The sequence below is a fragment of the Pseudomonas sp. KCJK9111 genome, assembly GCF_046231935.1.
In the GTDB taxonomy this organism is placed as follows: Bacteria; Pseudomonadota; Gammaproteobacteria; order Pseudomonadales; family Pseudomonadaceae; genus Aquipseudomonas; species Aquipseudomonas parafulva_B.
In genome coordinates this window covers 52,209-78,581 of sequence record NZ_JBJJMO010000001.1, presented here as the reverse complement: position 1 = coordinate 78,581, position 26,373 = coordinate 52,209, and the positions used below count along the sequence as shown (strand labels likewise).

The 26,373-nt window shown below is 59.7% G+C and carries 29 protein-coding genes and 1 tRNA gene; 14 read left to right on the top strand and 16 right to left on the bottom strand.

Annotation, left to right across the window (positions count from 1 at the left end):
• Positions 1-106 precede the first annotated feature (106 nt).
• On the top strand, positions 107-460 hold the full coding sequence (locus ACK59L_RS00470; protein WP_144964510.1) for an SH3 domain-containing protein: 354 nt from the start codon (positions 107-109) through the stop codon (positions 458-460).
• Positions 461-1,118: 658 nt separating this feature from the next.
• Here ACK59L_RS00470 and ACK59L_RS00465 read toward each other — a convergent pair.
• From ACK59L_RS00465 to ACK59L_RS00455, 3 genes are all read right to left on the bottom strand, one after another.
• Complete coding sequence (locus ACK59L_RS00465; protein ID WP_409271158.1) at positions 1,119-2,540, bottom strand: diguanylate cyclase; 1,422 nt, start codon at positions 2,538-2,540, stop codon at positions 1,119-1,121.
• A 119-nt stretch (positions 2,541-2,659) separates the two neighbouring features.
• On the bottom strand, positions 2,660-4,489 hold the full coding sequence (locus ACK59L_RS00460) for an SLC13 family permease (protein ID WP_409271156.1): 1,830 nt from the start codon (positions 4,487-4,489) through the stop codon (positions 2,660-2,662).
• A 153-nt stretch (positions 4,490-4,642) separates the two neighbouring features.
• The gene (locus ACK59L_RS00455) at positions 4,643-4,933 is read right to left on the bottom strand and encodes an RcnB family protein (RefSeq protein WP_058603420.1); all 291 of its coding nucleotides are present in this window, start codon (positions 4,931-4,933) and stop codon (positions 4,643-4,645) included.
• A 116-nt stretch (positions 4,934-5,049) separates the two neighbouring features.
• Between ACK59L_RS00455 and ACK59L_RS00450 the strand changes: the two genes are divergently transcribed.
• Together ACK59L_RS00450 and ACK59L_RS00445 are read left to right on the top strand one after the other, a co-directional pair.
• Positions 5,050-5,400: a hypothetical protein gene (locus tag ACK59L_RS00450; protein ID WP_058603419.1), complete on the top strand. Its 351-nt coding sequence runs from the start codon at positions 5,050-5,052 to the stop codon at positions 5,398-5,400.
• A 104-nt stretch (positions 5,401-5,504) separates the two neighbouring features.
• Positions 5,505-6,326 (top strand): bifunctional 2-polyprenyl-6-hydroxyphenol methylase/3-demethylubiquinol 3-O-methyltransferase UbiG, encoded by an 822-nt coding sequence (locus tag ACK59L_RS00445; protein ID WP_196135728.1) that lies wholly within the window; start codon positions 5,505-5,507, stop codon positions 6,324-6,326.
• Here the strand turns inward: ACK59L_RS00445 and ACK59L_RS00440 are convergent, their stop codons facing one another.
• From ACK59L_RS00440 to ACK59L_RS00425, 4 genes are all read right to left on the bottom strand, one after another.
• Positions 6,327-7,094, bottom strand: a complete 768-nt coding sequence (locus ACK59L_RS00440; RefSeq protein ID WP_409271153.1) for an SDR family oxidoreductase — start codon at positions 7,092-7,094, stop codon at positions 6,327-6,329.
• Positions 7,095-7,131: 37 nt separating this feature from the next.
• A complete protein-coding gene (locus tag ACK59L_RS00435) occupies positions 7,132-8,199 on the bottom strand; it encodes a phosphotransferase family protein (RefSeq protein ID WP_167339632.1) in 1,068 nt (355 codons plus the stop codon).
• A 199-nt stretch (positions 8,200-8,398) separates the two neighbouring features.
• Entirely contained in the window at positions 8,399-8,716 is a 318-nt protein-coding gene (locus ACK59L_RS00430; RefSeq protein ID WP_058637884.1) for an SCP2 sterol-binding domain-containing protein, read from the bottom strand.
• A gap of 56 nt (positions 8,717-8,772) precedes the next feature.
• Positions 8,773-9,483, bottom strand: a complete 711-nt coding sequence (locus tag ACK59L_RS00425) for a histidine phosphatase family protein (protein WP_058603485.1) — start codon at positions 9,481-9,483, stop codon at positions 8,773-8,775.
• Positions 9,484-9,678: 195 nt separating this feature from the next.
• On the opposite strand from ACK59L_RS00425, the gene sohB reads away from it, so the two are divergent.
• The 3 genes from sohB to ACK59L_RS00410 all read left to right on the top strand — a co-directional run bounded on the left by sohB (position 9,679) and on the right by ACK59L_RS00410 (position 11,616).
• A complete protein-coding gene (gene sohB, locus ACK59L_RS00420) occupies positions 9,679-10,698 on the top strand; it encodes a protease SohB (protein WP_078478378.1) in 1,020 nt (339 codons plus the stop codon).
• Between the two features lie 151 nt (positions 10,699-10,849).
• A tRNA-Cys gene (locus tag ACK59L_RS00415) sits at positions 10,850-10,923 on the top strand.
• A 492-nt stretch (positions 10,924-11,415) separates the two neighbouring features.
• Positions 11,416-11,616: a hypothetical protein gene (locus ACK59L_RS00410; protein WP_196135732.1), complete on the top strand. Its 201-nt coding sequence runs from the start codon at positions 11,416-11,418 to the stop codon at positions 11,614-11,616.
• A gap of 75 nt (positions 11,617-11,691) precedes the next feature.
• Here ACK59L_RS00410 and ACK59L_RS00405 read toward each other — a convergent pair whose 3' ends face one another.
• Positions 11,692-12,579 (bottom strand): LysR family transcriptional regulator, encoded by an 888-nt coding sequence (locus ACK59L_RS00405; protein WP_196135733.1) that lies wholly within the window; start codon positions 12,577-12,579, stop codon positions 11,692-11,694.
• An 81-nt stretch (positions 12,580-12,660) separates the two neighbouring features.
• The gene (locus ACK59L_RS00400) at positions 12,661-14,043 is read right to left on the bottom strand and encodes a VOC family protein (RefSeq protein WP_409271150.1); all 1,383 of its coding nucleotides are present in this window, start codon (positions 14,041-14,043) and stop codon (positions 12,661-12,663) included.
• Between the two features lie 349 nt (positions 14,044-14,392).
• On the opposite strand from ACK59L_RS00400, the gene ACK59L_RS00395 reads away from it, so the two are divergent.
• Positions 14,393-15,652, top strand: a complete 1,260-nt coding sequence (locus tag ACK59L_RS00395) for an MFS transporter (RefSeq protein WP_409271148.1) — start codon at positions 14,393-14,395, stop codon at positions 15,650-15,652.
• A 398-nt stretch (positions 15,653-16,050) separates the two neighbouring features.
• Positions 16,051-16,221 carry a hypothetical protein gene (locus ACK59L_RS00390; RefSeq protein WP_196135736.1) on the top strand — a complete coding sequence of 57 codons (171 nt, stop codon included), beginning with the start codon at positions 16,051-16,053 and terminating at the stop codon, positions 16,219-16,221.
• Between the two features lie 158 nt (positions 16,222-16,379).
• Here ACK59L_RS00390 and trbK read toward each other — a convergent pair whose 3' ends face one another.
• Positions 16,380-16,586, bottom strand: a complete 207-nt coding sequence (gene trbK, locus ACK59L_RS00385) for an entry exclusion lipoprotein TrbK (RefSeq protein ID WP_409271146.1) — start codon at positions 16,584-16,586, stop codon at positions 16,380-16,382.
• 162 nt (positions 16,587-16,748) lie between these two features.
• On the bottom strand, positions 16,749-17,468 hold the full coding sequence (locus ACK59L_RS00380; protein ID WP_409271144.1) for an SOS response-associated peptidase family protein: 720 nt from the start codon (positions 17,466-17,468) through the stop codon (positions 16,749-16,751).
• Between the two features lie 103 nt (positions 17,469-17,571).
• On the opposite strand from ACK59L_RS00380, the gene ACK59L_RS00375 reads away from it, so the two are divergent.
• The 6 genes from ACK59L_RS00375 to hcnC all read left to right on the top strand — a co-directional run bounded on the left by ACK59L_RS00375 (position 17,572) and on the right by hcnC (position 23,316).
• A complete protein-coding gene (locus tag ACK59L_RS00375; protein ID WP_058603391.1) occupies positions 17,572-18,000 on the top strand; it encodes a LexA family transcriptional regulator in 429 nt (142 codons plus the stop codon).
• Positions 17,990-19,264, top strand: a complete 1,275-nt coding sequence (umuC, locus tag ACK59L_RS00370; protein ID WP_409271142.1) for a translesion error-prone DNA polymerase V subunit UmuC — start codon at positions 17,990-17,992, stop codon at positions 19,262-19,264. The genes ACK59L_RS00375 and umuC overlap by 11 nt, the downstream gene beginning before the upstream one ends.
• Positions 19,265-19,470: 206 nt before the next feature.
• Complete coding sequence (locus ACK59L_RS00365) at positions 19,471-20,166, top strand: lipopolysaccharide kinase InaA family protein (RefSeq protein ID WP_196135738.1); 696 nt, start codon at positions 19,471-19,473, stop codon at positions 20,164-20,166.
• Positions 20,167-20,379: 213 nt separating this feature from the next.
• On the top strand, positions 20,380-20,685 hold the full coding sequence (locus ACK59L_RS00360; RefSeq protein WP_409271140.1) for a (2Fe-2S)-binding protein: 306 nt from the start codon (positions 20,380-20,382) through the stop codon (positions 20,683-20,685).
• Positions 20,682-22,076 (top strand): cyanide-forming glycine dehydrogenase subunit HcnB, encoded by a 1,395-nt coding sequence (gene hcnB / locus ACK59L_RS00355; RefSeq protein WP_409271138.1) that lies wholly within the window; start codon positions 20,682-20,684, stop codon positions 22,074-22,076. Before ACK59L_RS00360 ends, hcnB begins: the two co-directional genes overlap by 4 nt.
• Position 22,077: 1 nt before the next feature.
• A complete protein-coding gene (gene hcnC / locus ACK59L_RS00350; RefSeq protein WP_409271137.1) occupies positions 22,078-23,316 on the top strand; it encodes a cyanide-forming glycine dehydrogenase subunit HcnC in 1,239 nt (412 codons plus the stop codon).
• 56 nt (positions 23,317-23,372) lie between these two features.
• On the opposite strand, the gene ACK59L_RS00345 is transcribed toward hcnC, so the two are convergent.
• From ACK59L_RS00345 to ACK59L_RS00325, 5 genes are all read right to left on the bottom strand, one after another.
• A complete protein-coding gene (locus ACK59L_RS00345) occupies positions 23,373-23,552 on the bottom strand; it encodes a hypothetical protein (RefSeq protein ID WP_409271135.1) in 180 nt (59 codons plus the stop codon).
• A gap of 69 nt (positions 23,553-23,621) precedes the next feature.
• Positions 23,622-24,662 carry a methionine synthase gene (locus ACK59L_RS00340; RefSeq protein ID WP_409271133.1) on the bottom strand — a complete coding sequence of 347 codons (1,041 nt, stop codon included), beginning with the start codon at positions 24,660-24,662 and terminating at the stop codon, positions 23,622-23,624.
• 28 nt (positions 24,663-24,690) lie between these two features.
• Positions 24,691-25,677 carry a DUF1852 domain-containing protein gene (locus tag ACK59L_RS00335; RefSeq protein WP_409271131.1) on the bottom strand — a complete coding sequence of 329 codons (987 nt, stop codon included), beginning with the start codon at positions 25,675-25,677 and terminating at the stop codon, positions 24,691-24,693.
• Positions 25,678-25,806: 129 nt separating this feature from the next.
• Entirely contained in the window at positions 25,807-26,043 is a 237-nt protein-coding gene (locus ACK59L_RS00330; RefSeq protein WP_144964532.1) for a hypothetical protein, read from the bottom strand.
• Positions 26,044-26,079: 36 nt separating this feature from the next.
• Positions 26,080-26,301 (bottom strand): hypothetical protein, encoded by a 222-nt coding sequence (locus ACK59L_RS00325; RefSeq protein WP_144964533.1) that lies wholly within the window; start codon positions 26,299-26,301, stop codon positions 26,080-26,082.
• Between the last annotated feature and the right edge of the window lie 72 nt (positions 26,302-26,373).

The following is a 26,373-nucleotide window of genomic DNA, read 5'->3' as shown; positions in this document are numbered from 1 at the left end:
AGGAAATCTCCTACATTGCGCGACAAATATTCCTACAAAGAGGCCGCAAAGCAGCAACTTCCACAGCTTCTGCTAGGCTCGGAGGTTTCCGGCCAAGGAGAGGCCTGTGCATTTCATCGTGATCGAGCGACATCGCAGTGCTTACCGACGCCCCCTTCGTTTCGCTCAAGGCACGCTGCTGGAAGTGGGCCCGCGTTACGAGAGTGAGCCGGGCATGCAGGACTGGTACTTGTGCAGTTGCACGGGCCAAGAGCCGGGTTGGGTACCGGAGCAGCTTATCGAACGCCTGGATTTCAATCAGGGTAGGGCGTTGGATCACTATTGCGCCCATGAGCTGGATGTGGACCCGGGTCAATTGGTGCAGCAGTTGCATCTGCTCAACGGCTGGCTGTGGTGTCGTCGTCACGGGGATGGGGAGCTGGGGTGGTTGCCTGCCGGCAAGCTCCAGCAACTGATATGAACGTAAGCGAACCAGCGGCGGGATGGACGGGTACGATGGGTGTCTACCCTTCATCTGATCTGCTTTTTTTCTACAAACCTGAATCTGTAACCGTATCAGTGAAAAACGGAAAATGACGTCATTCCGTATCACACTGTCGAGGTTTCAATGAGCAAGCTGGCGCTGTTCCTGGGTGGTTTCCTGCTGTTGACCATCATGATCGGGCTGCTGGGAACCATTCCTCCCAGTTGATCGCATGAGCGTTTCCCTCCTTCCAGCCCGCCGGGTTCCATTGCCCAGGCGGGCTTTTGGTTTGTGCCGCAGCCCAGCGCTGCTCACCTGTCATTCTTCAAGCCTGGTATCTTCACAGCCCCCGCTGTGCACAGCTCATTCGTTCAAGGGTACAAGTGGGATAAGTCGTTCTCCAGGCTGGGAAATCTGTCCACAGAAAAAGTGGGTAGGTCTGTGGATAACGTGCTGCAACCCAAGCGCCCGGCGGGCTCCGTTAAATTGAGCAGAAATTGAGCAACATTTTGTCTGGCTTTTGGACTGCCTGATCGAGCGGGGACGTCGCACAGGGTCCTTGCTCAAATCGCCTGAGCGGCCAGCTTGATGTGCCGGCGATAATCTTGATTTGCCGGGTGAAGCTACTGATTTCAATGAGCGCACAGCGCTAGGCTTAAATGGCCCGACGCTGCGGCTCAGCTGGCTCCACGCGATTGCGGCCCTTCGCTTTGGCCAGGTACAGCGCCTTGTCGGCGCTGGCCAGTAATGCGGTCAGGTCTGGCGTCGGCATGCCCTCGTCGCAGCCTGCCAGACCGATACTGACCGTGATCTGCAAACGCTGACCGGCTTGCTCCACCTGAAGGTCCTGAACGGCATGGCGCAGGCGCTCGGCCGTAAATTGCGCCCTGTCCGGTGCGAGCCCTGGCACGATGATCACGAACTCCTCACCACCCATGCGCGCGAATACTTCGCCGCTGTGCAACTGCTCCTGCAACGCATCGGCGAACTGGCGCAGCACCTGGTCGCCAACGGCGTGCCCGTGGGCATCGTTGATGGACTTGAAGTGATCGATATCCAGCATCATCAGCGTCAGTGGCAGGAACTGCTGATGCTGACGACTTTCCAGCAGCGCGTTTGCACGCTGGGTAAAGGCGCTGCGGCTCAAGGTACCCGTGAGGTGGTCGGTGGTGGCCTGATGCGCCAAACGCGCAAGCAGGCTGCGATTGGCCTGGGTCACGCAGGCCACCACCAGCGGCCCCAGCACCAACATCGCGATGCCCAGGCGCGCTGACATCAACGCCGTCACACCCGACTCGCTCTGCGGCACGCTGAAGTGCATAAGGCTCTGGGCAACGGCGACGATCAACGTGCTACCGGCGGTCAGCGTCAACAGCGAAACCAGAAAGGGCGAGTACGTCCAGGCACACCACAAAAGGGCGGCGATCGGAAACGCAATGGCGCCGGGGCCGCCGAACGCGATGCTGAACGCCAGCGACACCAGCATGACCAACAGCGGGGCGAGGCGAATCTTCTGGCTCCCGCCCCGCAACAAGGTACGCGCTGCCGGTGCGGTGAGCATCACCGGCAATACCAGCACCGCGGTGGAAAACTGCTCGCTGAACCAGGCCAGCCAGGTGCTGCGCAGGGACTGCTCGAACCAGGGCGCGGCCATCACCGAGGCCAGGCTCGCAGCCACTGAGGCCCCAGCCGCGCAGGCGCCGAATACGCATAGCACCCCATGGGGCGTGCGCATGCGCCGATGCAGGCGCGGCAAGCGCGAAAGCAATTGCCACAGGGTGACCACAACGCCCATGTTGCACAGGTTGAACCACAGCGCCGGCGCCAAGGCACTGGCACAGAGCAGGTCGGCGCCAACCATGGCCAACCACATCAGCACGAACCCGGACACAGTTGCCTGGCGGGGATAGCGCAGCAACACACCTGCCAGTACGGCATTGACTGGCCAGAACAAGGACAGGGATTCGATCGGGCGAGCCAGGATGCCGCCAATGGTAAGCGCGAAGGTCAGGCTGAACAGTGCGGCGTAGGGCAACAAGCGCGATTGGGCTGGAAAAACCATGGGCTCGACCGGCAAGCGGAAACGATATCCAGGACGACCGCTGAACGCACCTGGGGCAATTGCGCATCAGTGTGTTGTTCCGGCTAGTTGATGTCAATCTGCCCAGCTGGAAGGTTTTGCGCGTGCCGCCAACCTCACAGCCCGAAGAACCACGGCACCATGACCACCGTGACCCCCATCACCAACAGCGTGAACGGCACCCCTATCTTCACGAAGTCCGCAAACCGATATTGCCCTGGGCCCAGCACCAGCGTGTTCACCGGCGAAGACACCGGCGTCATGAAGGCCGCCGAGGCCGCCAGCGCCACCGTCATCGCAAAGGGGTAGGGCGACATACCCAGCTGCGTCGCGGTCGAGATGGCAACCGGCGCCATCAGCACCGCGGTCGCCGTGTTGGAGATAAACAGCCCGATCACAGCCGTGACCGCGAACAGGCAGGCCAGCATGGCGCTGGGCCCGGCGTCGCCCAGCACATTCACCAGCGCCCCGACTGCCAGGTCTATGCCACCGGTTTTCTGCAAGGCCTGGGCAAAGGGCAACATGCCCACGATCAGGATCAGGCTTTGCCAATGGATCGAACGGTAGGCGCTGTTCATGTCGATGCAGCGGCCTGCGCCCATCAACAGGCAACCAATGAGCGCTGCCATGACATTGGGGACCGCGCCACTGACCATCAAGCCAACCATCACCGCCAGGCTCAGCAGCGCCTGGGGCGCGCGCCGGCGAGCAGGTGCCACCAGATCGACCTCGGCCGGCAAGCTCAACACCAGAAAATCGCGCGGTTTGCCTTGTAGCTGGCGTACGGCCTTCCACGGCCCGACCACCAGCAGGGTATCGCCCAGACGCAGCTTTTCTTCGACCAACTGGTCTTGCACGGCCGCCTGGTCGCGCCGCAAGCCCACCACGTTAAGGTCGTAGCGCGAGCGAAAGCCAAGCTCCAGGATGCTCTTGCCGATCAGTTGCGAGCCCGGCGGCAGGGACACCTCGGCCATGCCTACCTCCTGCGACTGGTCGATGAAGTAGGCGGCCTTGAAGTGCAAGGGTTCCAGTTGCATGGTCTGGCACAGGCTGCGCAGATCGTCGCGGTTGGCAAACAGGTCCAGCAGCAGCACATCCCCTTGGTGCAGCACGGTGTTGGAGTCTGGCGCAATAACGCGCGTGGTGAACTTGTGCTGACGTTCAATACCGATGACGTTGGCTCCGTGGCGGGTACGCAGCTCCAGCTCGCCCAGGGTATGGCCGATCAGCGGTGAATGGGGGCGAATGCGCAAGCGACGCTCGCGACCATTGAGCTTGTAGTCCAGAACCAGGTCCAGCAGAGTGCGCCGGGTCTCGACACGTCCGTCCTTGCGCACCTCACCATTGAGCCAGTGTCGCGTCAGAAGCATGTAGCCCACACCCAGTACCAGGACCACCAACCCGAAGGGCGTGAAGCTGAAGAACGAGAAGCCTTGTTCACCATGGCGTACCAGTTCGCTGTGCACCACCACGTTGGGCGGGGTCGCCACCAGGCTGAGCATGCCACTGATCAGGCCGGCAAAACTCAGCGGCATCATCAGGCGGCTGGGCGAGAGCTTCAGGCGCGCAGCGATGCTCAGCACGACCGGTATGAAGATGGCCACTACCCCCGTGGAGCTCATGACCGAACCCAGGCCGGCCACCGCGACCATCAGCAGTACCAGTAGCCGCGCCTCGCTGTTGCCTGCCCGTTCGCTCATCCATTCACCGATGCGATAAGCGATACCGGTGCGCACCAAGCCTTCACCGATGACGAACAGGGCAGCGATGAGCACGACGTTCGGGTCACTGAAACCTGCCAGCGCTTGTTCGATCGTCAGCACGCCCGACAGTGGCAACGCTACGATCACCAGCAGCGCTACGACATCCATGCGTGGACGGTTGATGATGAACAGCACGACGACAATGGCAAGCAGGGCCAGCACCCATGTCAGCTCTAAATTCATCGGGAGAGGTGTTCCTTCACACAGGGCACATGAACAATAGCCGGTAGTGTGCCACCTGAGCGTGTATGAGGTGTTGATGTATTGCAGTGTTTATCGAGGAGGGGCGACGCGGGGGCTTGCCCGGCGGGTGCCTGACACCCGCCGGGCAATGGGTCATTTGACGTGCTGGATGGCCAGAACCACGCCATTGGTCGTTTGTACGAGGACGTAGCGATCGCCCATGCGTACCCAATGGCTTTCTTTTTCCGGTGCCGGCAGGCCCTTGGCTTTCCAGTCCTTGATGGCCGCTTCGTCGCGCTTGTATTGATCCGGGGCTTTGTCGCCTTCTTTCAGTTCACGGTTGTGGGTGGCCGAATTCTGCACGCTATCGTCAGTGGACGTTGCTGCAGTGGCGACCATCGGCAGGCAGGGCAGGGCAGCGAGGAGCAGGTAGTGCAGTTTCATGGCGATTTCCTTGTTGCGTGGTGTTTGTGCTAGGACAGCGGAAGTCGCACCACAATTCACTCTCGTCCATGCCAGTGCTAGAGTCGCCTCCTTCTTAATGATTTCGAGGATGGACCATGCGTGTGATTTTGCCCGTGGCCGCAGCCGTGCTGCTGGTCGGTTGTGCTTCTGCGACCATGGATGCGGCCCGCAGCGGCCAACCCACTACGCACATGAACTCGCGCAAGGCGCCTGAACGCGTTGCCCAGTGCATCCAGTACGGGTGGCAGGAAGAGCGCGTGTTCGGCCAGGACGCCAGCGGCTACCTGGAGCCGCGCAAGCAAGGCGGCTTTACGGTTTATACCCGCGAGGCCGAGACGTTCGTCGATGTCTACCCGCAGGACGGCGGTACGCGTATCGATTACTACACACAGAACGACAACGGCGTCTCGTTGCAGCGCCGGGCGGCGGCCGCAACCTGTCTTTGATGGGTAAAGGGCAAGCCAGGGCTTTACACTTTTTTGCATCCGTACGCTGTCATGTCCGTGGCATCGGCCGCTAGCATGTGCCATCGCCCATCAAGGATGTCGCCGTGAACCCTTCATTACAGCTGAACCAGGCCAATTGGGACGAGCGCGCACCGCTGCACGCAGCCTCGCAGGAGTACCAGTTCGAACAGTACGTCCAACGCCCCGCGCACCTTTCGCAGACTGTTCAGTTCGACCTGCCGATGCTGGGCCATATCGAGGGGCAAAGGGCGGTGCACCTGCAATGTCACATCGGCACCGACACGCTTTCGCTTGCCCGGCTGGGCGCCGATGTGTGCGGCCTGGATTTCTCCTCAGCCTCCCTGGCCCAGGCCCGGCGCCTGGCAACCCTGTGTGCTACGCCCATCGACTACCATCAGGCCGATGTGTACGCCGCAGCCCAGGTGTTACCGGCAGGCACGTTCGATCTGGTCTATACCGGCATCGGCGCCCTGTGTTGGCTGCCGCGCATCGCGCCGTGGGCACACACCGTGGCAGCCCTGCTAAAGCCCGGTGGCCGGCTATTCTTGCGCGAGGGGCACCCCATGCTTTGGGCAGTCAATGAAGGCCATCAGGACCGCCTGCAGCTCGACTATCCGTATTTCGAATGCGAGCAGCCAACCGTATGGCAGAGCGACGAGACCTATGTGGCCACCTCGCAGCGATTGACCAACACCCAGACCCATGAGTGGAACCACGGGCTGGGCGAGCTGATCACCGCGTTGATGGCCAACGGGTTGCAACTGACAGCGCTGGTAGAACACCGAAGCGTGCCGTGGGAGGCGCTGCCGGGCCAGATGGACAAGGGCCCGGACGGGGAGTGGCGGCTGCGCGAGCAACCCGCCCGCCTGCCACTGAGCTACACCCTGACAGCCGTCAAAACCTGATCAGGACAGGTAGCCACCGTCGACGTTGAGCGCCGCCCCGGTGGTATAGCTGGAGGCGTCGCTTGCCAGGTACAGCACAGCCCCGGCCATTTCCTTCGGGTCTGCCACGCGCTTGAGGGGGATTTGCTGTAGCGCGGTATTGAGGATGGCTTCGTTTTTGACCAGTGCCGATGCAAACTTGGTGTCGGTCAGGCCTGGCAACAAGGCATTGCAGCGAATCCCGAGCTGCGCACACTCCTTGGCAAACACCTTGGTCATGTTGATAACCGCCGCCTTGGTCACCGAATAGATGCCCTGGAACAGGCCAGGTGAAACGCCATTGATCGAGGCCACGTTGATGATGCTGCCGGCGCCGTGCTCGCGCATCAGCTTGCCTGCCTCCACCGACATGAAGAAATAGCCGCGAATGTTCACATCCACGGTTTTCTGGAATGCCGCCGGATCCGTGTCCAGCACATTGCAGAACTGCGGGTTGGTCGCGGCATTGTTCACGAGGATGTCCAGGCGTCCGAACTGCTCGCGTATACCGGCGAATACCTGCTGGATTTGCTCCAGTTCGCCGATGTGGCACGCCACTGCCGTGGCCTTGCCGCCGCCGGCGATGATGGCATCGGCAACGTGTTGGCAGCCCTCGAGCTTGCGGCTGGAGACGATTACATGTGCACCTTGCTGCGCCAGCAAGTGTGCAATCGCTTCGCCAATGCCTCGGCTGGCCCCGGAAACAAAAGCGATCTTGCCCTGAAGGTCGAACAGGTCGGTCTGCGGCATGCTGCTGGTCCCTTGTTGTCGTAAGGTGTGCTGGTGATCAGAGGCTGGACTTGGCAATGACCTGCAAGGTCATCTGCTCCAGCAGCCGGTTCATGTGAATGAATTGGGCGAAACGCTTGTCCTGGGTCTGGCCATGGAAATAACGGAAGTAGATCTGCTGGACGATGCCGGCCAGACGGAACAGACCGTAACAATAGTAGAAATCGAAGTTGTCCAGGTCGATGCCTGCACGCTCGGCGTAATAGTCCACGAACTGGCGCCGGGTAAGCATGCCCGGCGCGTTGCTCGGCTGACGACGCATCAGTTGTACCGGCGCCGGGTCGTCTGCCTGGATCCAGTACGCCAGGCTGTTGCCCAGGTCCATCAAGGGGTCGCCCAAGGTGGCCATTTCCCAGTCCAGCACGCCAATGATGCGCATCGGGTTGTCGGCATCCAGGATGACATTGTCGAACCGGTAGTCGTTATGCACGATTGCAGGTGTGACGTGGTCGGCAGGCATTTTCTCGCGCAACCAGGTTTTGACCTGCTCCCAGCGCGGGGCGTCGGGGGTCATGGCCTTGTCGTAGCGGCTGGCCCACCCTTCTATCTGGCGTTGCACGTAACCGTCTGGCTTACCCAGGTCGCTCAAGCCGCAGGCGCTGTAGTCCACGCGATGCAAGTCAACCAAGCGGTCAATGAAGCTTTTGCACAACGCTGTGGTGCGTGCAGCATCGAGGTTAAGTGCAGTGGGGATGTCCGAGCGCAGAATGACCCCTTTGACGCGCTCCATGACGTAGAACTCACTGCCGATCAGGTGGGTATCGGTGCAGTACGCATAGGCCTTGGGGCAGTAGGGAAACCCATTGTTGAGCTGGTTGAGAATACGAAACTCACGCCCCATGTCGTGCGCCGACTTGGCTTTTTGCCCGAACGGCGGACGGCGCAAGACCAATTCTCGGTCAGCGTATTTGACCAGGTAGGTGAGGTTGGACGCACCACCCGGGAACTGGCTGACGGCGGGCGCACCAGTCAAGCCGTCAATGTGCGCCTTGAGGTAGCGGTCGATGGCTGCCAGGTCAAGCTCTTCGCCGGAACGTACTTGCGTGGACTCGTCGGTGAGCGTCATGGGTTTTCCTTATTCTCGATCACTCGGACTATTTTGCAATCTAATGCTTGCGCTCGGTTGGGACAAGCGTCCCAGGTCGCTATTGGCCAGGGTGTTGCTGGTCGATCAACGCCTTTGATGCTTGCCGTGCCGGTAAGCGCCGGACCAAAAAAAACCGAAGCCTTATGGGCTTCGGTTCAGGGTCATCCAGAGATGCTGCTCAGGATGGGAACAGTTCGCTAAGCTTCATCGACAGCATCATGTCGCCTTCCACACGCAGCTTGCCGCCCATGAAAGCCTGCATGCCGTCGGTTTCGCCGCTGACGATGCCCTTGAGTGTTTCGCTGTCCATTACCAACGTGCAGTTGGCGTCTGGGTTCTCGCCTTCCTGCAGTTCGCAGGTGCCGTCCTTGACGATCAGGGCGTAGTGCTTGTCTTCATCGGTGATGTTGAAGCCGAATACCAGGTCCAGGCCTTGGGCAGCGGATGGGTTGAATTTTTCTTGCATCTTTTTGACGGCATCAGCTACGGAGGTCATGGCGCATTCCTTATAGAGTGATTTTCACGTCCCCGCAGGGACACAACAGGCCGGGCTCACCGGTAGGTGATGAGCTCCGGCGTCCTCAACAGTTGCACATGGGCTTGACTGTTGAAAGAAGCCAATGCCACGTCGCGGCCTCTGAACTTCAATTGGCTCAGCGACGTGTTGATTATCTGCCAGTTCAAGGCAAATGCCTGATCCGGGGTAATGCCTGAAACCAGGTGCAGCAAGGCGGCAATGGTGCCACCGGAGGTGAAAATGGCAATGTTGTCGCCACTGCCTGCGCTGTCCAGCACGCGGTTCAGCCCTTCGCGCACGCGGGCAGTGAACGCTTCCCAGGTTTCCAGCTCGTCGCTGCCATGGGTTCCTGCGTGCCAGCGTTGCACCATCAGCGCGAACAGGCGCTGAAATTCGCTGCGGTGCTGCGCGACGTTGCTCAGGATTGCTGGGGCGTTGGGTTCGTCTATCGACAAACCGGGCAACAGCGCACGGATCACCCCATCGGCGTCGAACTCGTTGAAAGCCGCGTCGGTCTCAACAGCCGGCACGGCGTTGCCACCGGCCTGCATTGCTTGAAGGGCGAGGCGGGCAGTGTCCTGCTGGCGACGCAGATCGCCCGCCACACATCGCTCCAACCGTACCCCTAGCTGAGCAAGGTGCTCACCCAGCGCCTGACTCTGGCGCACGCCAACGGGCGACAGCACATCGTAGTCCTGTGCGCCGAAGGAGGCCTGGCCGTGTCGAATCAGGTAGAGGTTGCCCACGAACGCTTCCGCCATTGAAGGTTGCTGCCGAGGTTAGGGTGCGGTGTACGGCGCTGTCAACGAAAAACATACAAGCGTTTGAAAAGGTCGTTTGAAAGGTATTGCCAGCGTTTACATCCCCTGGCAGCGCTTTAGGTGCACCGGTATGCTTGTACCATTCACGCGCCCTCTGGCGCAGCTATCGAAGGAGTCACCGTGGAGTTTCTTGCCGAATACGCAAGCTTTCTCGCCAAAACCGCCACCCTGGTGATCGCTGTTCTCATCGTGCTGTCGGCCATTGCCGGCTTGCGCGGTAAAGGGCGGCGCAAACCGGGTGGGCAATTGCAGGTTACCCGCTTGAACGCGTTCTACAAGGACCTGCGCGAGCGGTTGGAATCAGGCCTGTTGGACAAGGCTCAGCTCAAGGCGTTACGCAAGCAGCAGGCCAAGACCGAAAAGAAAACCCGCAAGGACAAGGCAGAAGAAAAAGCCAGGGTCTTCGTGCTCGATTTCGACGGCGACATCAAAGCATCTGCAACTGAAAGCCTGCGCAACGAAATCACTGCACTGCTCACCCTCGCCACCCCTCAAGACGAGGTGGTACTACGCCTGGAAAGCGGGGGCGGGCTGGTGCATAGCTATGGCCTGGCTGCCTCCCAGCTGGTCCGCATTCGCCAAGCCGGCATCCCCTTGACGGTGTGCATCGACAAGGTGGCTGCAAGCGGCGGGTACATGATGGCCTGCATTGGCGAGAAGATCATCAGCGCACCTTTTGCGGTGCTCGGCTCCATCGGGGTAGTGGCACAGTTGCCCAACATCAATCGCCTGTTGAAGAAGCACGATATCGATGTCGAGATGCTGACGGCCGGTGAATACAAGCGCACCCTCACCGTGCTGGGTGAAAACACCGAAAAGGGCAGGGAGAAGTTTCAGGAAGACCTGGATGTGACCCATCAATTGTTCAAGGACTTCGTCGCCCGCTACCGCCCCCAGCTGCATATTGATGAAGTAGCCACCGGTGAAGTGTGGCTGGGCATTGCAGCTCTGAACCGCAAGCTGGTGGATACGTTGCAGACCAGCGATGAATACCTCAGCGAGCGTGCGCGCAGTGCCAACCTGTTCCACCTGCACTTCGCAGAGCGCAAGAGCCTGCAGGAGCGTATTGGCATGGCGGCCAGCGGCACCGTGGAGAATACGCTGGTGGGGTTGTGGAGCAAACTTGGGCGCCTGCGCTAACACCTTGAACCTGCTGAAATTTTTTTTCGTTCAGGGGGTTGCACGGTTAAGTGAATGTAGACATAATGGCGCCCATCGAAACGCAGCAAGCTTTAAAGGTGCGGTGTTTCGGGGAGATAGCGAAGCGTAAGCTGCTAGATCCTGACTTTGAGGCCGAGTAGCAAAGTGGTTATGCTCCGGATTGCAAATCCGTCTACGCCGGTTCGATTCCGACCTCGGCCTCCACCATTCGAAAGCCCCGCAGCCATTTAGGTTGCGGGGCTTTTTTAATGCCTATGGGTTTTGCCCTTCGGTTGCCATGGGTCGGATGTTGTTATTCATACCCAAGCGCGTGCAATTAAAAGAGTAACGTTGACACCCAGAATGATGATGGGCTTCTGCGATTCAAGCGGCAGAATTTCCCCGAGGCGTGCCCTTTGTTTCGAGTCATGAAAAGAAAAATCTCAAGGGCGCTGCGAAAGTGGGTCGTTTACCTTGTACTTGCAGGGCTGGCAGGCAACTCCAGTCGAGTGTTCGACCACTTGTCCGCCTTGAAGCCTTGGCGCGTAGCCAAGGGCTTTGCGGCGTATCTAATGACGACCCTGTAATACTGCTCTGCTGGCGCAGTGTGTCTACCCTTCAACCAGTCACTGGCCGGCAGCGTTTACGTCTGGTCGTTGGCCAAGGGCCCATGATGTAGCTAAGGTTCAGTACTCAACCCGCCCAAGGAAAACGCGCATGTGGTGGATCGGCCCCGAAAAATCCAGGTTCAAGATTCAGCGACGCATATCGGCCGTGGTTCTGGTATTGGCCGTGTTGTTTCTTGCCTCTCAAATCGAAGCGTATATTCATGGCCAAGCCCCCCTGACAGACGTGCTGGGAGGGCTGTTCCTGACTGCGCTGGGTGGCGGTATGTTTTACATGGCGGACAAGTGGTAACCCCGGTCATGTAAGGTGGCTGACTGTCCTGTACCTGCAACAGTGGCGGCGCATGGGGGCCTGTCGCTGGTCCGCTCAAGGCGTCTGTTCGCACACCCAGTCCACGAAATTGCGAATCTTCGGTGAATCGTGACTCTGGGTCGCATAGGCCACGTAATGAGCATCCGGGCTGGGTGCATAGTAGTGCAGGGGGATCAACAAGGCCCCGCGCTGCAGTTCTTCTGTCACCATGAACCTGGGTACCAGGGCCACACCCAAGCCTGCGATCGCTGCGCGAATGCACAGGTCGAAGGTGTCGAACTGCGGGCCCCTGTAGCTGTTTCTGGAGGTCATTGCCTGGGCGCCCAGCCAGTCATGCCACGCCTCGGGTCGCGAAACGCACTGCAAGAGCGTATGGCTGTGAATGTCATCGATAGCCTTCAGCGGCCGGTGCAGCAGCAGAGCAGGGGCGCACACGGGCACGACGTCTTCGCGAAACAGCTCGACGCATTGGGCGCCGGGCCAGGTGCCGCGTCCATAGAAGAATGCAACGTCCGCCTTGGCCTGCAACAGGTCGAATGGCTCCAGCTCATTGCGCACGCTTAGCCGTACGTGCGCAAACGCTGCGCTGAATGCCGGCAACCGAGGAATCAACCAGCGCGAGCCGAATGTCGGCTGGGTCGCGATTCTCAAGGTTTCTGCCTGCCCATCGAACGTCAGGATGAAGCGCGTCGAGATGTCCGTCTGGCTCAAGATCTTGCCAACTTCGCTCAGGTACAGCTCGCCCACGGCGGTCAGTTGCAAGCCGCCACGCAACCGATTGAACAGCCGGCGCTGCAACATCTGCTCAAGCTGAGCGACCTGCTTGCTGACGGCGCTCTGCGTCAGGTTCAGTTCACGGGCAGCGAGGGTGAAGCTGGCATGACGGGCAGTGGATTCAAAGCACTGCAGCGACATCATCGACGGAAGCAATTTCTTGTGCATGGCGTGCAGGCATCACCTAAAACTATGGCCAGGCAGGCCGGACGAGCCGCCTGGGCCAGGGCGGCTGGGCGGTCGGCCAATCTATGCGCTGGTCGCCGGGATTTCAAGCGCGTGCAGGCAGGACGCGATGGATTGCGCCTGGGCCTGGGCGTACAGAGTCGTTTCGTCGATCACACAAGCGCCCAGCGCTGCCTCCAGCTGCTGCTGGTTACCTTGCGTCATGGCGTCGGCCTTGGCGCTTTCGCCGAGGTTGGACTGAAAGATCCCGGCGGCGCTCACAGGCAGGAAGTCCTCATATACCAATGGCTCGAAGCCGACTGCACCTTGTTCGATCAGTGCTTCCAGATTCGTCCCATGCGCTTTGCTCGCATCCCTCACGTAGTAATTGAAGTAAGCGAGCTTGTGCGTGCGCAGCGAGGCGTAGTCGTCAGGAAACGCGCTGAATACTGTGTTGAGTATGTGCGCGTACTGCTCGGCGTTATCTGCGCAGGGTGCTGCGCCCAGGGCTTGCCGGGCTTGGCTCAACAGCCGGTCATACAGCGCCTTGCCCGCAGGTGTCAGCGCCGCGCCTCGTTGCTCGATTTCTCCGAAGCGAGCCGTGTGATGCCCCGGGGCCCCATCACCGCCAGCGAAGGTCACCGCTTCCTGCAAGGCCTTGAAGCTTGTCTGACGCAACAGGATCGGGCATTGGCGCGGCGGCGGCCCTTCGATGACTGCCTTGGGGGTCATGCCGCGCGAACGCATCTGGGCCTGCGCGCGGTCGATGTCGAGCGTGCGGGGCGTGAGGTGGTTGATGTGCGGCCCACGAAACGCCACCACGTCAGCGATCAGGCGATGCTGATCGTGCAGGGCGCGGTATTGCTGGGCGCTGACCGTCGCGCTCTGGTGCCAGCGAAAGGTTTCCAGCGCCTCTTGGACGAACGCTTGAGCGTCCGTATCGGTAAGCCCGCCGTCACGTTCGTGGCGATCGATGAGCGCCAGTACACCAGGGGTGAAAATGGTCCGCGCGTTCAGCAACTGGCAGGCCTGTTCACGCAGTTGTGGGTCTTCGATCAATTCGAGCCGCAACAGCGAGGTGAACACCCTGAACGGATTGGCGCGCAGCGATGCGGCCTCGATCGGTCGGAACGCAGTGGCATGCACCGGCACGGCGGCGATGCTCAGGTCGTAGTAGCCGACTGGCGACATGCCCATGACCGCGAACAGTCGGCGCAAGCCTTGCAGCTCCTCGGCCGTTCCAACACGTATAGCGCCATGGCGTTCCACGCTCAGGCGTTGCTCGTCACCGCTGCTACGCAGTCGTTCTGCCAGCGCGGGCTGGGCGGCCAGGGTCTGGGTATTGACCTCGGCGACCAGGTCCAGCAAATCGCCATACAGCGGTACCTCCTGCTTGTACATCGCTGACAGGGCGGCACTGAAAAGCGCACGGATTGCGTCGGGGTGCATGAAACGGACCGGGTCCATGGTGGGCCTCCTGGGAAATTCGAGGCCTGCATTGATCACGGTGACGCGCCGTCCTGGCAAACGAATTAACCGAATCGCTGCCTGACTTTTTCGCATGCCTGGCCTCCGGTACATGCACCTGCTGTATCACGGCATGCCGAGTCGTCAGCGACAGCGGCTTGCGCCTTGTAAACCCGGCCATTCCTATCGGGAATGCAGGCCCGATATTTTTTCGTTTGCGTGAATACAGGTTTTACCGCAGGTTGTGACGGCCTTTGGCGGTGGGCTGTGCCCGCCGCTCGCGCTGTTGCCGCAGCGCCGTGTAGTGCCGGAACAGGCACGCCGTAACCCGCCATAATAAGGATAAAACATGCACAACCCTAACCCCGCCGGGGTCACCGCCGCGTCCACCGAGCGGACCTGGATCACAGCCTTCGTGTTTTGCTTCCTGACGATGGTCATCGATGGCGCCGATGTCATGATCCTGGCCTATAGCCTGGCCACGCTTAAAACGGAATTCGGCCTGACTGGCCTGCAGGCTGGCATGCTCGGCAGTTGCACCCTGGCCGGCATGGCTGTTGGGGGCATTTACGGTGGTTGGGCGACCGACCGTCTCGGGCGGGTACGTACCGTGGTGCTCAGTGTGCTGCTGTTCAGCCTTGGTACGGGGCTGTTGGGCTTTACCGAGAACTATGTGCAGTTTGCGATTATTCGCTTTGTCTCGGCCCTGGGCCTCGGTTCGGTGTACGTTGCATGTAATACACTCATGGCCGAGTACGTACCTACCCGGTTTCGAAATACCGTTCTTGGCAGCCTGCAAGCGGGCTGGTCGGTCGGCTATATCGTTGCAACGCTGCTCGCTGCCTGGATATTGCCAAGCTACGGCTGGCGCACGTTGTTCTTCGTGGGCGTCACGCCGGTGATTCTAGCCCTGCTGATGCACAAGATGGTGCCGGAACCTTCTACCTGGACCCGTCTGCAGAGTGCTGATCGCGCAGAGCGCAAGGCGCGTGAGCGCGTAGAGGGCGGCAAGTACAAACAGATCTTCGCCAACCCCAATGCCGCGAAAATGTTCGTGCTCTGGTCACTGACCGCCGGCTTCCTGCAGTTCGGTAACTATGGCGTCAACAACTGGATGCCCAGCTACCTGGAAACCGAGCTGGGCATGGCGTTCAAGCAGATGACCACGTTCCTGGTCGGCACCTACACCGCTTCGATCCTCGGCAAGGTCATCGCCGGCATGGCGGCGGACAAGTTTGGGCGGCGCAAGGTATTTGCCGCTGGTTGCCTGGGCACGGCGCTGTTCCTGCCGATCATCGTGCTGTTCAACCAGCCGGAAAACATTCTCTGGCTGTTGATTGTCTTCGGCTTCCTCTATGGCGTGCCTTACAGCGTCAACGCCACGTACATGACGGAAAGCTTCGAGGCCAAGTTCCGTGGCTCTGCGGTTGGGGGTGCCTACAATATCGGGCGTATTGGTGCAGCGGTCTCGCCGGCTGCCATTGGCTTCTTCGCCACCCAGGGCTCGATCGGTGTCGGTTTTCTGATCGTTGGTGCTGCGTATTTCCTTTGCGGCATGATTCCGCTGCTGTGCATCCGCGAGAAACAATTCGACCCGGCTCGGGAATGATCGGTCACAACCGAGCCTTCTGCACTTTGCGCCCGCTCTCAAGCTCTGGTATATCGTCCTCGACTTTTCAGAGGACGGAACCTGATGAAACACCTTTTAATGAGCGCTGTACTTCTCGCTGCCACGACCCTTTTTCTCAGCGGATGCTTCGAGCCCGAACCGGACCATAAAGCAAAAGCCCAGCAGGAAAATAGTGAGAAACTGTGGAATATCCCTCCACCGGACCGCAGTAAAGACAAGGGCTTCACACCGTGACAGCTCTGCGCAGCGTGACGCTTCAATGCGGACGTCAGGCTGTTCACTCAACGCAGACCAACGGAACAATGGCTGATCTTGAGCATCCATGATGCACCCAATTTCAGATTGGGTAGAAAGCATAAAATTCACAGGAGGGAACCATGACACGCACGACTACCGGAATCGCTTGTATTGCTGTAACAGCGCTCTTGCTTGGGGGCTGTTTCGACTCCGAGGCTGATCAGAAGGCCAAGGAACAGCAAGAGGCCAGTGACAATTTCTGGAATATCACACCACCTGACGAAAGCCAGGACAAAGGCTTCAAACCTTGACTCACTTTCGAAGCAATGACCATGCGCAGTCACCGCTTCTGCTAACGGCGTACTCGTGCGCAAAGGCCTGAGGGCCGGAGTTCGCCAGAAACGCCGCCTGTAAAGGCGGCGTTTCTGCTGGTTAGATCACCGGATTTGCAATCACCTGGGCCAGCTGATCAGTACTTGCCCTTGGGACTTTTCTCGAACTTCCATTCCGTCATTTTCTTCGCTGCCAGGAAGCTCTCGCAGTTGGCAATGAATTCCTTGCGGTTGGCTTCCTTTGACAAACTGGCAAGGTTTTTTTCGTACAGCTGCGGGCCACAGTTGTCTGCCGTTGGCTCGGGCACTTTTTCTTCGGTGCAGCCTGCCAGCAGGGTAATCAACCCAACAAGCGGGAGGAGGTGGGAACGTTTGCGGTCCGTGACGTAATCCTTCGTCGGTCTTTTTCAAAGTGCGTGCAAGCTGTTTGCTACCCAGCCTGCGGGTGCGCAGGCTATCACGCTAGCTGTGTTATTTGGCTCGCACACCCCCGCACGACGTTCTATTCAGAACTCGAGATCACCCTGCCTGCTCTCTTCGGCAGTCGGCCTTATCAATTGCGCACCCTGGTTACGAACATTGCCAACGGCCTTGTCGACCGGATGCCAGCGAAAGTCAGTGGCCGGACGGCAGCCTGCTGCCACGATCGCCTCGGCGCGCTGCGCTGAAGTGGCAGGGTCTAACCACTCCCTTGCAAGGTGCGGTGCCAACACCAGGGGCTTTCGGTCATGAATATCGATCAAGCCTTGGTCAGCGGCTGCCGTGATGATCACGAAACCATCGCGCTCGTCCGGTTCAAGGGTCTGGTGAACTTCGGCAAGCGCGGCAAAGTAGAGCGGTGCACCATCAGCGCTGGTGATGTAGTAGGGTTGCTTGCGCTTGGGGTTTTGCGCATCTGGCAGCCATTCAAACCAGCCATTGGCGGGGGCGAGCGCTCGTGCATGTGGCCAGAGACTCTTGAAGAACTTGCCAGTGGTTACAGTTTCGGCCCGGGCATTGATGGGGTCGAGTCGCTTGCCTTTGGCCCAGTGAGGCGACCATCCCCACTTCACGTTGTCTACATGCAGGCCATCTTCAGCCTGGCGTATAACTTCGACACGGGTAGAAGGCGCCACGTTATAGCGATCAATCGGTTCATGGTCATAGCCGTTGATCACGACCAGATCCAGCGCCAGTTGTCGCAAGTAGTGATCCATCGACTCGTAGATCGAGTAGCGTCCGCACATGTATCCACCTCTCGTCCGTCAGAAATTCACACGTTCAGGATTGACCCATTCGCCGATGCCAGTTTAACTGTATATGCATACAGTTTGCATTGGACTTTCTCTCATGACCATCACCTTCCTGGGCGCGCCCTGTGGCAGCTCTGAACCACTCCCGATTTATTCGTACTACGTTCCGGCCGGTTTTCCATCGCCTGCCGCGGATCATCTTGAAGGCCACATATCCCTTGATGAGCTATTCGACATCCGCGCACCGCATGTGTATCTGGTGAAAGTGGAGGGTGACAGCATGCAAGGCGCTGGCATCTATTCGGGCGATATCGTGGTAGTGGACCGGGGGCGCGAGGCCGAGCACGGGGATATCGTGATTGCGGCCATCAACTGTGAGCCAGTGTGCAAACGCCTGCACCGACGTGACGGTGTGGTGATCTTGAAATCCGAGAACCGAGCCTACCCGCCGCGCTATGTCATGGAGGGTGATGATCTGCTCATTTGGGGCGTGGTGCGCTATAGCGTCCGCGATCATGCACAGTGAGCCGATATTCGCGCTGATCGACTGCAACGCGTTCTACGCCAGTTGTGAGCGCGTATTTCGGCCCGATCTGGCGAAGACGCCGATCGTGGTGCTGAGCAACAACGACGGCTGCGTCATTGCCCGGTCCTATGACGCCAAGCCATTCGTGAAAATGGGCGAGCCTTATTTTCAGGCGCGGGAAAAACTCCGCCGGCACGGTGTCGTGGCATTCAGTAGCAATTACGCGTTGTATGGCGACATGAGCGAGCGGGTGATGACGCTGATCGAATCGATGGTGCCGGCTACCGAGGTCTACAGCATCGACGAATGTTTTGCTGACCTCACTGGCGTGGCCCAGGACCTGACGCTGTTCGGGCACCGGCTGCGCTTGCGCATCGCCCAGTGCACCGGCATTCCTGTCGGTGTGGGTATCGCACGCACCAAGACCCTGGCCAAGCTGGCCAATCACACTGCCAAGCGGCTGCAGAGCCACACTGGCGGCGTGGTGGACATCACCGACCCGGTCAAACGGGACTGGGTGCTGCGCAATACCGCGGTCAAGGAGGTGTGGGGCATCGGGCGCAAGATGACCGCGCACCTGGAGGCCATGGGCATTCGTACGGCAATGGATTTGGCCCGCGCCGATGCCTGGACGTTGCGACAACGCTTCAACGTGGTGGTGGAAAAAACGGCCAGGGAGCTGGCGGGCACTCCTTGCCTGGAACTGGACGATGTCGAACCGCCCAAGCAGGAAATCTGCAGCAGCCGAATGTTCGGCATGCGCCTGAGCGAGCTGGCGCCGATCAAGCAGGCGGTGGCCACCTATGTCGGCCGTGCTGCCGAGAAGCTCAGGGCCCAGGGGTCGGTGTGCAAGCGCATGCGGGTGAGCATCCGCACGGGCATGTTCAACCCGAACGAAGTGCACCATGCCCAAGGCGCCTGGGTGGAGCTTCCCTATCCGACCTGTGACACGCTGCTGCTGACCCGATTGGCTACCGATGCCGTGGAGCGGATCTTCCGGCCGGGGCTTCGTTACAGCAAGGCGGAGGTGCTACTGATGGACCTGCGTCAGCCGGGTGATTTTTCGGATGACTTGTTCGCCCCCAGGCAATCGGCAGCCTGCGATCGTCTCATGGAAGTAATGGACAGTATCAATGAGCGTTGGGGCAGGGGGACGGTCCGTGTGGCTAGCGTGCCAGCCGCACCGGACTGGGGCATGAAACGGGAGATGATGAGCCAGTCCTACACCACCCGAATCGATCAGCTATGGACTATCAGGGGTTGAGCGGGAGGTGGCTCGACTTCGGCGAACTGGCGCAACTGAAGCTTACGGCTGCCGGATTGTCTGACAATGGCGATTGCGCCCGCAGTTTTGTCCGTTCATGCCTGTAAAAAACGATCAACGCCGTGTCGCAATAATCGCTTTCTTTCAGATTTGACTGATATATTTCGCCCCTTGCCGCAGTGTGGCTCAATATTCAGCAGGTTTTAATGAAACACGTTAGCGCGTCTGGCCTTGAGGCTTCTCATCCACCAGTGCAGGCCATTCTGAGTGCTCCTGGGGTGTGGGTAGAGCCGCCAAATATCCGCAGGGGCGGCGAGAGCGGTGTATTGAAGGTCGAGCTCGACGGCTTCACGTTCTACAAGAAGCAGCAGGTCGGCCATATCTACCGCAGCCTGGTCCACCCGTTCGGCTATCCGACGGTGGCCCGCGAGGCCAAGGCGCTGCGCGCCGCTGCAGCGCTGGGCGTCGCTACGCCGTTACTGCTGCACAGTGACGTCCACAAGCAGGACGGTGAGTGGCGAGCGGTAATGGTCACGGCAGGGCTGGATGGTTATGTATCGCTTGAAGACTTTTACCTCCAAGGCCTGGACAAGACCATCGAGCCCAAGCTACACCACGACATTCTCGAGGCGTATGGGCGCGCGCTGGCCACGCTGAATCTGGGGCGTTGGCAGCATGGTTGCCTGTATTTGAAGCATGTGTTCGTCGCCTTCGACGAGTCTGGCATCAAGATCGCGTTGCTGGATTTCGAAAAGGCCAGGCAGCGGCTGACTGCAATGAAAGCTAGCCGTCACGACTTACGACAGGTCAAGCGCAGGTCTGACTGGGCAACGGCCGAATGGGAGGCGTTTTGCAGGGGGTATCGGCAAGTGTTCGGCATGGATGTGGAGCGATTTCTCTGACGGCATGTTAGAAGTGTCAGGGGCTCCGAAGCATTGATTCCACTGGCAGAAGGTGACTTCGCTTACAGACGTTCTTCAGCGCCGGGCGGGGTTGCTTACAGCGCTCGAGAAGGGCCTGAAAAAAGCTGTAAAACCTAGTCCCAAGTCAATTTTTCGGCCTGACGCCTCCCGTAGTCTGTCTGCCTTTCAATCACGGAAGGCAGACGACATTCCATGGAACGAACCCTCGATATACAGCCACTCCCGGCTGAACAAATCCCCCTCTCCATCAACGGCAAGGCCGTGACTGCCGCCCCTGGCGAAACAGTTCTGAGTGTGCTCAATGCCGTGGGCGTGCGTCAGCTCGCCCTCAACGACCATGGCCAGGTCAGTGGCGCCTTCTGCGGCATGGGGGTGTGCCATTGCTGTCTTGTCGCTATCGATGGACGCCCCAAGCGGCGCGCCTGTCAGACGCTGGTGCGGGCTGGCATGCGCATCGAGACCCGGGTCAATGCGGTTGTCGGGGAGGCGCGGGTATGAGTGGGCATCCAGTGATTGTCGGAGGGGGTTCGGCGGGAATGGCTGCCGCCATCGAGCTGGCAGACGCCGGCATGCGCTGCACGCTGATCGACGAGGCATCGCGCCCCGGCGGGGTGGTCTATCGTGGCCCGCTGCGCGCAGGTGTCGACCTGGGCTACCTGGGCGCTCGCTACAGCAAGGCACTGGATAAACTGCACACCGACTTCGCCGCCCGTGCGCAGTCTATCGACCTGCGGCTCAATAGCCGTGTCGTGGGCGGTGATGACCGTAGCCTGGTCGTGCTCGACGAGCAGGAGCAGTTGCAGCCGCTGGCCTTCGAGCAGCTGATCCTGGCAGCCGGTTGCCATGAACGCAATGTGCCGTTTCCAGGCTGGACCCTGCCGGGCGTCATTCTGCTCGGCGGGTTGCAATTGCAGATCAAAAGTAACGTGGTCAAGCCACTGGGCACGACCCTGATCGCTGGCACAGGCCCGCTACTGCCGTTGGTTGCCTGCCAGTTGCACGCCGCCGGAGCCAAGGTGGCGGGGGTGTACGAGGCCTGTGCGTTCAACCGTATCGCGCGCCAGAGCCTGGCGCTAATGAACAAGCCCCAGCTGTTCCTCGACGGCCTGAGCATGCTGGCCTACCTGAAGTTGCACGGCATTCCCATGCACTACGGCTGGGGCGTGGTCCAGGCGCGGGGCGAAGGTGAGTTGGCCGAAGTCAGCGTGGCGCCCTACGACGATGCCTGGAGGGCGGACATGACCCAGGTGCGCCGCGAGTCGGTGCAGACGCTGGCGGTAGGCTACGGCTTCATTCCGCGTACGCAGCTCAGCCAGCAATTGGGCCTTGCCCATGGCTACAGCACCGATGGCTATCTGCGCGCCGAGTGCAACGTATGGCAGCAAAGCAGCCTGGAACATATTCACCTGGCAGGCGACATGGCCGGCATCCGCGGCGGGGAGGCGGCCATGCTGACCGGGCGCATCGCGGCTGTGTCAATTCTGCAGCAGCGTGGCGTGCTGAACGCCGCGCAGGCCATTGAACGGCGCGAGCGTTACCTGGGCCAGTTGGCAGGCATCAAGCGTTTCCGCTCCGGCGTCGAGCGCTATACCGCGCGGGGGCCAGCGCAGGTCGAGTTGCCACAGGCTGACACAGTGATTTGCCGCTGTGAGCAGGTGACGCGCGACGCCATCGATCTGGCATTGGAGCAGGGGGTTCAAGACATGGCCGGGCTGAAGATGCGCACGCGGGTGAGCATGGGGGATTGCCAGGGGCGCATGTGCGTGGGCTATTGCAGCGATCGACTGCGCACCGCCACTGGCCGCGCTGACGTAGGTTGGTTGCGTCCTCGATTCCCAGTAGACCCGGTACCGTTTTCGGCATTCAAGCACGTGGGCACGGAGGCCTGACATGAACAAGACCTATGACATCGTGATTGCCGGTGCCGGTGTAATTGGCGCGTCCTGCGCGTACCAGCTGTCCAAGCGCGGCAACCTGCGCATCGCCCTGATCGACGACAAGCGCCCCGGCAATGCCACGCGTGCCTCGGCAGGTGGGCTGTGGGCCATCGGCGAATCGGTGGGCCTGGGCTGTGGGGTGATTTTCTTTCGCATGCTGTCTTCCCAGGCCAAGCGCCAGGCCCATGGCGTGGCGGTGGCCGTGGACTCGAGCACACCGCATATCCTGCCGCAATGCTTCTTCGATCTGGCGCTTGAGTCCAACGCGCTTTACCCGCAACTGCACCAGGAGTTGATCGAGCGCCATGGGATGGACTTCAAGTTCGAGCGCACTGGGCTCAAGTACGTGATCCAGGACGATGAAGATCAGCTTTACGCCGAGCACATCGTCAAGCATATCCCTCACCTGCAGTCGCAGATCCGTTGGCTTGACCGTCAGGCACTTCGCAAGGCGGAGCCATCGATCACCGAAAGCGCGCACGGTGCGCTGGAGTTTCTCTGCGACCACCAGCTCAGCCCGTTTCGCCTGGGCGACGCGTACATGGAAGGCGCGCGGCAGAACGGCGTCGATCTGTATCTCAACACACGTGTCACCAACGTGATGCACCAGGGCGGACGTATCAAAGGAGTTCGTACCGAACAGGCCGGTGACTTCCACTGCGACACACTGATCAATGCGGCTGGCGCCTGGGCCGCCGAATTGAGTGAGTGGGCCACGGGCACGTCCATCCCCGTCAAACCCGTCAAGGGGCAGATCGTATTGACCGAGCGCCTACCCAAGCTGCTTGATGGCTGCATCACCACCAGTGACTGCTACATGGCGCAGAAGGACAATGGGGAGATTCTCATCGGGAGCACCACCGAGGAGAAAGGCTTCGATGTCACCACGACCTTCCCGGAGATAAGCAGCCTGGTCCAGGGCGCCATACGCTGCGTGCCGGCACTCGAACAGGTCAACCTCAAGCGTACCTGGGCCGGCCTGCGGCCAGGCTCGCCCGATGAGCTACCCATCCTCGGGCCCGTGGATGACATGCAGGGTTACTTCAACGCCTGCGGGCATTTCCGCACCGGGGTGCTGACCTCGGCGATCACGGGGGTAATGCTGGACAAGGTGATCCACGAGGAGGCGTTGCCATTGGACATCACGCCGTTTCTGGCGGAGCGGTTCAGCAAGGTGGCAATGCCGGCATGAGAGGGCTTGGCGGGCCGTGTGAAAGCGGCTCGCCAGGCTGTGCCTCAGGCAATGCATCAAGATGTGCTGATCGATTTAGCCATGACAAAGGGTGAGGCGGGCAGGTAGACGGTCCGCATCGCTTCGAGCTGGCCCTCCCAGAAGGCGCGAGGCACGAAGTGGTGAGCTTGGACTGACGCATCGAGCCAGATCTGCAGCACCGCATCGGTATCCGGCAAAACATAGGGGCGTAGCATGTCATGACCTCCTGTTTGACGCCGCAGGACCCTAAGCGACCCAAACGTCCAATGCAAGCTGCCGTGCGCTTATCGCTGCTCTGCACCTGACAATTCCTGCCGCACGATTGCAGCACCCGCACTCAGAGCCCGCAACTTGCCTTGGGCAACCGAGCGGGGCAGGGGCGCCATGCCGCAATTGGTGCAGGGGTAGAGCTTGTCGGCGTCAACGAATGCCAGCGCCTTGCGCAATGTATCGGCAACGGCCTCGGGTGTTTCGACAGCGTGCGTGGCCACATCGATTGCGCCGACCATGACTTTCTTGCCGCGGATCAACTCGATAAGGTCCATGGGCACGCGCGAGTTCTGGCATTCCAACGACACGATGTCGATGCTGGATTTCTGGAGTTTGGGAAATGCTTTTTCATACTGGCGCCACTCGGCACCCAACGTTTTCTTCCAGTCAGTGTTGGCCTTGATCCCGTAGCCGTAGCAGATATGCACGGCTGTCTCGCACTTGAGGCCTTCCAATGCCCGCTCGAGCGTGGCAATGCCCCAGTCGTTCACTTCATCGAAGAACACGTTGAAGGCGGGCTCGTCGAACTGAATGATGTCGACACCCGCAGCTTCCAACTCTCTGGCTTCCTGGTTGAGCAATACGGCAAACTCCCACGCGAGCTTCTCGCGACTCTTGTAGTGGCTGTCGTACAGCGTGTCGATCATGGTCATGGGCCCGGGGAGCGCCCACTTGATGGGCTGTCGAGTCTGCCCACGCAGGAACCTGGCATCGTCGACGAACACTGACTTGCGCCTGGCGACCGTACCCACCACTGTCGGAACGCTGGCGTCGTAGCGATCACGGATGCGTACAGTCTGCCGATTCTCGAAGTCCACGCCGCTCAAGTGTTCGATGAAGGTGGTCACGAAATGTTGGCGTGTCTGTTCGCCGTCACTGACGATGTCTATCCCAGCGCTCGACTGCGCCTGCAGCGCCAGGCACAGTGCGTCCTGCTTGCCTTCTAGCAGGGCATCGCCGTGCAGTTTCCAAGGCGACCAGAGGGTTTCGGGCTGAGCGAGCCAGGTCGGCTTGGGCAGGCTGCCAGCGGTAGAGGTGGGAAGCAATTTGTTCATGAAAATTCGACCTTGTGCGAAGAGGCGATCAGTCTGCGAAGTGTGCAGACCATTGTTCGAGCAGCGTGTGATAAGGCTTGATGAAGTGGGCTTCAGCAAACTTTCCTTGTTCAATGGCCAAACGGCTGCGCTCTTCACGGTCGTAAACAATGCGCGTCAAGGAGTAGTCTTCGTGTTGCAAGCTGGGCTGATAGGTGGCGCCAGCCGTTGCATTGGCGTTATAAATCTCGGGGCGATAGATTTTCTGAAAAGTCTCCATCGTGCTCAGGCTGCTGATCAGCTCCAAGGGGGTGTAGTCATTGAGCACGTCGCCGGAAAAGTACAAGGCCAGCGGCGCCCTGTTGCCGGCAGGCATGAAATAACGAACACGCAAGCCCATTTTCTGGAAATACGCATCGGTCAAAGAATATTCGTCTTGCCGGTATTCGTACCCCAACACGGGGTGATAATGCCCCGTGCGCTCATAGGTTCTGCTACTTGACACGCTCAGGCAAATGACCGGCGGCTTGATGAAGGTTTGCTGGTAAACGGTTGAGCCCACAAACCCTTTGAAAAGTTTGCCGTGGAGCGCTCCAAAATCGGCAGGGGCACTGAAGTTCGGGCGACGAGCGTTATGGGCGGGCAGCACGATACTGAAATCGTAATCGCGCACGTAGGACGAAAAGTTGTTGCCGACTACACCCGGTAAACGCTTGCCTGCATGATGATCGATCACCGTAGTGGACAGTATTTCGATCAAGGGCAGCGGCGTATTCGTGACCCCGGCTGTAAAATGCATGTGCACCGATACGATATCCAGTTCCACGGTGTAGCGGTCACCGGCAGGGTTATCCCAGTGCGCCAGCGCGTTGAAGCGATTATTGATCATGTCCAGTGTTTGGCGAAGGTTCTGTTCGCGGCGTGAACCCCTGGCCAGGTTGGCGAAGTTTGTGGTCAGCCGCGTGTTATGGCACGGGCAATAATGTTCGTCAAAGCGCGTGCGTTTGAGCGAGTAGGTAATGTCCTGAGGCGTCATGAGTATTGAGGTCCACTCGTCGAGTCTGTCCCTGTAAAGTTGGGACCATCTTAGAGTGAGCGCACCCGTGTCCCTACTGAATTGATTTCAGCACAGGATCAAGACTGCTCATGAAGCCAGGCGCACGTGTCAGCCTTCAGGAAGGCTGACACCACAAACGAATTCGTTCGAGCCCAGACGATGAGCGCCATATTCCACCACATACCCCGTCCCTCGGCGCTGGGCTTCGATATAGGCCGTACGCTGATCAGCGTAAACGTCGACAAAGTGCCACGGATGACGGTCTCTCAATACGCCCCACCCCAGTACCCACCCTGGATTGTAAGGATCGGCAGGCAGGTTCCTCGTAAGACTACGGATACTCATCCGAGACTCCTGTATTGAACGGTTGAATGAGTGGGCTCAACAGGTGTAGAGGATGGTGTAGGACGCATCACACTTGGGTACGATTACGACCGGTTTTTCGAACAACAGGTTGCCGTGAGTGCTTGTTGTGAAGTGCGCCTTCTCCAGACGCGCCCACAGGCCCAAATCATGTATTTCAATGCGCGTGGCAACCCGCGCCTGGTGGCTGAGTTCATGTTGGATTCGTTCTACAACATCGCGCGCTTCTTCTTCTGTCATGACAATGGCTCCTGTTGAATCAGAGACGTCCACGTTCCGTGGATGCTGGGCCGGAGACGGGGATGCCTGTCT